Source organism: Sphingomonas adhaesiva (assembly GCF_002374855.1).
Taxonomy (GTDB): Bacteria; Pseudomonadota; Alphaproteobacteria; order Sphingomonadales; family Sphingomonadaceae; genus Sphingomonas; species Sphingomonas adhaesiva.
The window spans coordinates 1-5,856 of sequence record NZ_NWVC01000025.1; the positions used below are offsets into that span (position 1 = coordinate 1).

Sequence of the window (5,856 nt, forward strand, 5' to 3'; positions counted from 1 at the left end):
GCGCGGCTCAGTCCCGACCATCTCGATAATTCGCGTCGCCATGATGCCGCACCGGTGTCTGCCACAGTGCCGCACCTGTGGCTTGCGCATCACCTCGTCAGCAAGGTGGAGAAGACCGGACGCTTACCTCACTTCTGCAATAGTGAAGGATTTCGGGAACCGCTCGGCGTTCCCGTTTCTCGATCCTTTTTGGGAAAGCTGGCGGCGCAGCAGCCGGGGCGGAGGCTCAGCACCTTCTCCGCTGTGAACATGAACGGATGGCAGAAGCTGGGAAGCCGAAAAGAGGCCGTGAAAGACCGGATGTGGGTCGTTACAGCCTCGGATCCGCCCGTCCGCGTGCGAAGCTCACCCGATGGAAAACAGTACCTCATCACCCTCCCGATCCGCTCCCTCGGGTTGAACGGCGCAGTTTGTCAGCTTTATTGCCAGCACCCGCTCGCCACCGTCTTGGACGTACTCCGGGTAGCAGTAGCTGCCGTGTGCGCAGAACCACGATACGCCAGTGCGCATGTTGCGCCAGTACTGGGTCACCGAGCCGTATGTTTCTCCCTGTTCCATGAATGAGGTCTCATTCTCGATCGCGGCGACGCGGTGAAGCACGATGGCGTCGCAGTTGCCGCTTTGATTGCCGGTCGGCTGATCGTCCCCGGCTTCGACAGGTGCGGAGCTCGTGACCGTGGCAGGTGGTAGCGACGCTGCGGCAGGTACGGTGGGCTGCGCAGCCGTCGCCTGCGCATCACCATCAACCGCTTTGAGCTCCTGCTGGCCAGCGTCGGTGTCGGCGCCTGGTGCCGAGCCGCCGCCTGTGCGGTCTCTCATGTTTTGGTAGATGAACAGCCCGATGAAGAAGCACACGGCGAGGAACAGCTCGCCGCGGCGTTTGTAGTTGGGGCGCTTCACTGCTCGCGCTCCTTGTCGGTGCCATAGGCGAGGATGTCGGCGATGCGGTCGAGCGTGAGCTTCATCTCGGCGGCGGTATCGCTCAAGTCGGCGTGGCGATCATGCAGCGACACGACCAGCGCCAGCCCGCCGATGTTGAGAATGAAGCTTACCGCGACTGCCAGCGCAACCGCCAGCACCCAGCCGGGATACGCAGCGCCAAGCCCGCCATTCTGGTCGAGCGCGGCAAACAAGGCGACGGTGCCGGCGATGAGCGCAACGGCGCAAAACGCGACGATGATGTAGCGGTACAGGTCGACAATGAAGCGCATCAGCGTGTCTCCAATGAGGTTGGGGCAGGGGTGGGGGGTCTGGTGGTTGTTTGGGGTATGAAGGGCAGGGGCGTGACCTAACGTCGCCTGTCACCGGGGAGCGGCGACTGGATCGGGCATCGCCCCGCCGGCACTGGCACCTGCGATCTCATCGGCCGTGCAGCGCCGCTGAAACGTCGGCGTGTCCTGCTCGTCGTTCCAGCTCATGCCGTCGCGCTCGGCATTGGTGATATCGAAGAAGCTCGATGCGCCGTCGCGCTCGATCTTCACGACCGTGCCCGCCAGCCCCCAGGTGCCGTCGCCGTCTGAAACGCTGTAGCGGTTCTGGGCGCCAAACTCGCGATAGGGGCCGTCAACGCAGGCTTGCGCGCCATAGCCCGACTGAACCCAGCGTCCGCGCAACCAGCCGGGTTTGACGATGGCGGCGAGCTTACGCTCCTGTTCTGCCGTCTCGCGCGCTTGTTGGTCGGCGGCTTGGTCAGTGACGGCATGGTCACGTAGTTGCTGCGTGATGGCGTCAGCCGCGCTCCATACAAGGAAGGTGTTTGGGTTCTTGGCTGACGGCAGCACCGTGTAGGCGACGGTGCCGGTGAGGATCGTCTCACCTTGACGATTGGCGATGGTGACGTTGCCGTTACAGGTGGCCCTGGTCACCGCGGGGTCGAAAGCCTGTAATGCGGTCGCGTCGAACATAATCGCATAGGCTTCGGTATCGACGTCCTCCGGCCTGATGATGCTACGCAGCGTCTCTTCGACGTCGGGGTCGACGCAGATCTTGGCATCGCCAGCCCGCAACAGCGCCATGGTGTTGGGAGCCTCAGCGGTGGGGGCAGGGTCGGTCGTGTTGGTGGCGGGCACGATGTTGCAGGCCGCCAGCGACGTAGCGGCCGCCAGGGGTAGCGGGATGCGCATGATGGTCTCCGGGTATGCAGGTCAGCACGACAGCGCGTGTTCGACTGAACCGCGCCGGGTTTGCCGGAGGCCGTTGGATGTGAGTCACGCCGCCATATCGATGATGTCCGCGGCAGCATAGTATTGCTCTTCGGCTTCGGCGGGCGGGATGTTGCCGATAGGCTCGAGCAGCCGGCGATGATTGAACCAGTCGACCCATTCCAGCGTGGCGTACTCGACCGCCTCGAAGCTGCGCCACGGCCCGCGCCGGTGGATCACCTCGGCCTTGTAGAGGCCATTGATGGTTTCAGCCAAAGCGTTGTCGTAGCTGTCGCCGACGCTGCCGACCGACGGTTCGATTCCCGCGTCGGCAAGGCGCTCGGTGTACTTGATCGACACGTATTGGCTGCCGCGATCGGAGTGGTGGACGAGGCCGCCACCCCGCATCGGTCGTCGGTCGTGAAGCGCCTGCTCGAGCGCATCCAGGACGAAGCTGGTATGCGCCGTCCTGCTGGCTCGCCAACCAACGATCCGGCGAGCGTAGGTGTCGATGACGAACGCCACGTAGACGAACCCCGCCCAAGTCGCGACATAGGTGAAGTCCGATACCCAGAGCCTGTTCGGCGCCGGCGCACGGAACTGCCGGTTGACCCGGTCGAGCGGGCATGGCGCGCCCTTGTCGCTGACAGTGGTGCGGACCGGCTTGCCGCGGATCACGCCGGCCAAGCCCATCGCCCGCATCAGGCGGGCAACGGTGCAGCGGGCGACGTCGAACCCTTCGCGCCGCAGCTGCCGCCAGACCTTGCGCACGCCGTAGACGCGGAAGTTCTCCTCGTACACGCGGCGCACCTCCGGTCGGAGCGCGTCGTCCCGCCGAGCCCGAGCCGACCGCCTGGTCGGCTCAATCCTTCTGGCTGCATGAGCATGATAGGTCGACGGGGCGATCGGCAGAACCCGGCAGATCGGCTCGACCCCGTACACCTCGCGATGCGCGTCGATGAACGACACCATCACCTCGCTCGGCGGTCGAGCTCCGCCATCGCAAAATATGCAGATGCCTTACGCAGGATCTCGTTGGCCTGGCGCAGCTCGCGGTTCTCCCGCTCCAGCGCCTTCATCCGGTCGGCAACGTCGCTTGGCACCCCAGCGCGCGTGCCGCTGTCGACCTCGGCCTTCTTCACCCACTCGTGCAGCGTCTGACCCGCGCACCCGATCTTCGCCGCGATCGACACCACCGCGGCCCAGCGCGACGGGTGATCCTTTTCGTGGTCCAGCACCATCCGCACCGCCCGCGCGCGCACCTCAGGTGAAAACTTGTTGGTCGTCTTACTCGTCATAGCCCCTTCCTCTCAGGAGTTGGGGCCTCCGACAAACCCGGGGCGGTTCAGTGCGGAATACGAGAAAGGGAAAGTGATTTGCGTTTGGGTTTCGGCTTGCGCTTTGGCTTGGGCGTGGGTTTGGTGCCACGGTGCATCCGCGGCTGCGCCATGCGGGGGCGCTTGTGAGGCTGTTTCATGTCTGATGGCCCGGAAAAAGTGGGGAGGGGGAGAGGGGGCGTGGATGGCTCTGGGACACCTGCGGGCACCCCTGGGAGGGTAGTTAGCGGGGTAGACTGTACACACTGCGTGTAATTCATAGGCGCGTTGCCGGGCTGGTAAGGCGAATGCTGCGTGTGTTTGCGGCGCGTCACGCTGGCCAAATTCGTTGATCGTCTGATACGAAAGGCCCCGCTGCCGGCAGTCGACATCGAGGCAGGCAATCACCTTTACAGCTCTACCAGAGTGCTCGATCGCTCGTGGAAATGATCGTGGCTGAGGGCGGTCGTCTCCACCGTCATGATGCTGCGCACGTGGTTGCTGACTTTTGGAAGAGATCTGTCGGTATGGGTTAGGTCGGGTGGGGGATCCCAGTATAGATGAAAGATTATCTGATGAATGACGAGCCATCGAACGAGCGGGATGACAACGAAGCCCTGGCAAGTCTGTATGAGTGGCTGGCGAAAGCCTTCACATCTGAAGCCTCAATGTTGCGTGATAAAGAGGGCGTCGCGGAATGCCTTGCGGCGGAGTTAGAATCACTGCAAAATTTTCTAATGATCTACAGTCTTATAGATGAAGATGGGAAGAGGGAGATTAAAGGTCGGTACCTAGAAAAGGTATCTGAGAGAATGATGTTTCCCTTTGTGCCGATTAATGAAGCGCTGTCTCCCGACTTATCGTCTGTCGAGGCGGTTCGTGAATTGGTGGCTTCGCGACTTGAGTGGCTAAGTCCCAGCATCTTTGACATAAGCAGGAAACAGTTTGGCTACATCGTCGTCATCGATGAGCTAATTTCCGCCCTAAGGGCGCTGAATGCTGGCGAAACTCAGCCTCTTATGAGGCCGGCAAAGGTAACGAGGGCGGCCTCTGCGCATACAATCAACAAATACCGACTAAAATTTGTGCTATTCGGAACGGAAATCCGGATGTCTGGCCTAAATTTAGATCTATACAAAGATTACCTCGATGATCGTGGAATCAAGCTGCCAAAAACAACAAAGGGTGTAGATCTTAGTAATTCCCAAAAGTTTGATTATCTGGTCTCCCGCTTAGTCGCTTGTGATTGGGCCTCAGTTCGGAGATGGCGAACGTCTGCAGAAAAGGTTCTCGATAAAGAGACGACGCAGAAGGTGCGGAATGAGGTTAGCTGGTATATCAATGATGAGAAAAAATCTAGGAATAGAAATCTCATGGATCAATTTGTAAGAGTGGGTGATCTACTGCGTGCCGCGCAGCGCAATAAGGGGCCAAGCGCTTGGTGGCCGGTTGAGAGAGGGGTAAATCTAGCGAGGTTCCGCGAAGAGGTTTCGATTCGGGATCATGATTCGACTACGGTAGAGGAGGCGATCACGCGCGCCGCGGGGCTGCGAGAGCGCGAATGAAAAGGTTCCCTCAGTCCGCCGTGAAATTTCAACCCTCCAACGCGACTTAGGTAACCGCCAAAAGTCGGCATAGTTCGCCCTCCTTCGCTTTTGAAGGAGGTCAAATATGCATGCTTACCGGGCCGACAGCCCGTCCTCGCTCCCCATCCTGGTCGACGTCACCGAAACCTGCCGACTGATTGGTTGCAAGCGCACCTTGGTGTACGAGCTGCTGAGCTCCGGGCGGTTGAAGCGGTGTAAGATCGGCCGGCGCACGCTCGTCACTCACGTGAGCATCGAGCGCTTTGTCCAGGAGTGCCTCGACGCAAGCGGGGCGGCGTAAGTGCCGGTCTATAGCGTCGCTGACCTAGGTAAGCCCAAACTTCGCTACCGGGTCGACAAGGACCCTGAGGCACGGTTCGAAACCTATCTGCAAGCAAAGGAGGAAGATGCAACCCGTGCGAGGTTGCTGACAGCTACAGCGCTGAAAGGCACCGCGCTGCCGCCCCATCTGGTGGAAGAAGCTCGCAAACTGGCGAGGGAGCTGGCCCGCGAGCGGGTCGCCGAGACGTTGGCGTCGAAGCGTTGGATGCGCAAGTTGCGCAGGAATGTCACCGGTGCGCTGATCGAATTGGTCGAGGCCGCTGGCCCCGCCGTCTCCCTGGCTACCGTCATTCCGCCAGACTGGAGTTATAGCGCAGAAGAGCTGATGCAGGTCGACCCGCGTCTGTCAATCGGCGTCCAAAAAGGACCCCCTATCGGCGTGCAAAAGGGACCCCCTTCGTCGAGCAGCGTGACGGGTATGACGGGCGCTTTGTTCGCGCTGGTTGCGGCGTAGGGCGGGCGTAGCCCGAC

7 protein-coding genes and 1 other annotated feature are annotated in these 5,856 nt (G+C 61.1%); of the genes, 3 read left to right on the forward strand and 4 right to left on the reverse strand.

The genetic code is table 11. The annotated features are described in order from the left end of the window. Positions 1–345 precede the first annotated feature (345 nt). The 4 genes from COA07_RS17460 to COA07_RS17475 all read right to left on the reverse strand — a co-directional run bounded on the left by COA07_RS17460 (position 346) and on the right by COA07_RS17475 (position 3,439). The gene (locus COA07_RS17460) at positions 346–900 is read right to left on the reverse strand and encodes a hypothetical protein (protein ID WP_066712222.1); all 555 of its coding nucleotides are present in this window, start codon (positions 898–900) and stop codon (positions 346–348) included. Beyond that, a complete protein-coding gene (locus COA07_RS17465) occupies positions 897–1,211 on the reverse strand; it encodes a hypothetical protein (protein ID WP_066712219.1) in 315 nt (104 codons plus the stop codon). The genes COA07_RS17460 and COA07_RS17465 overlap by 4 nt, the downstream gene beginning before the upstream one ends. 90 nt (positions 1,212–1,301) lie before the next feature. Further along, positions 1,302–2,123, reverse strand: a complete 822-nt coding sequence (locus COA07_RS17470; protein ID WP_066712216.1) for a hypothetical protein — start codon at positions 2,121–2,123, stop codon at positions 1,302–1,304. A gap of 84 nt (positions 2,124–2,207) precedes the next feature. Next, positions 2,208–3,439, reverse strand: a protein-coding gene (locus COA07_RS17475; RefSeq protein ID WP_096641361.1) for an IS3 family transposase whose coding sequence is annotated in 2 segments (ribosomal slippage) — positions 2,208–3,148 and positions 3,148–3,439 — 1,233 coding nt in all. Because the reading frame shifts where the segments join, the coding sequence is not laid out codon by codon here. Next, positions 3,039–3,155: a sequence feature (AL1L pseudoknot), on the reverse strand. Its footprint overlaps the gene before it by 117 nt. A 578-nt stretch (positions 3,440–4,017) precedes the next feature. Here COA07_RS17475 and COA07_RS18115 point away from each other — a divergent pair. From COA07_RS18115 to COA07_RS17485, 3 genes are all read left to right on the forward strand, one after another. Beyond that, positions 4,018–5,022: a hypothetical protein gene (locus COA07_RS18115; protein WP_141396574.1), complete on the forward strand. Its 1,005-nt coding sequence runs from the start codon at positions 4,018–4,020 to the stop codon at positions 5,020–5,022. A gap of 106 nt (positions 5,023–5,128) precedes the next feature. Beyond that, positions 5,129–5,344, forward strand: a complete 216-nt coding sequence (locus COA07_RS17480) for a helix-turn-helix domain-containing protein (RefSeq protein WP_066712210.1) — start codon at positions 5,129–5,131, stop codon at positions 5,342–5,344. Beyond that, the gene (locus COA07_RS17485) at positions 5,345–5,839 is read left to right on the forward strand and encodes a hypothetical protein (RefSeq protein ID WP_141396575.1); all 495 of its coding nucleotides are present in this window, start codon (positions 5,345–5,347) and stop codon (positions 5,837–5,839) included. Positions 5,840–5,856 lie beyond the last annotated feature (17 nt).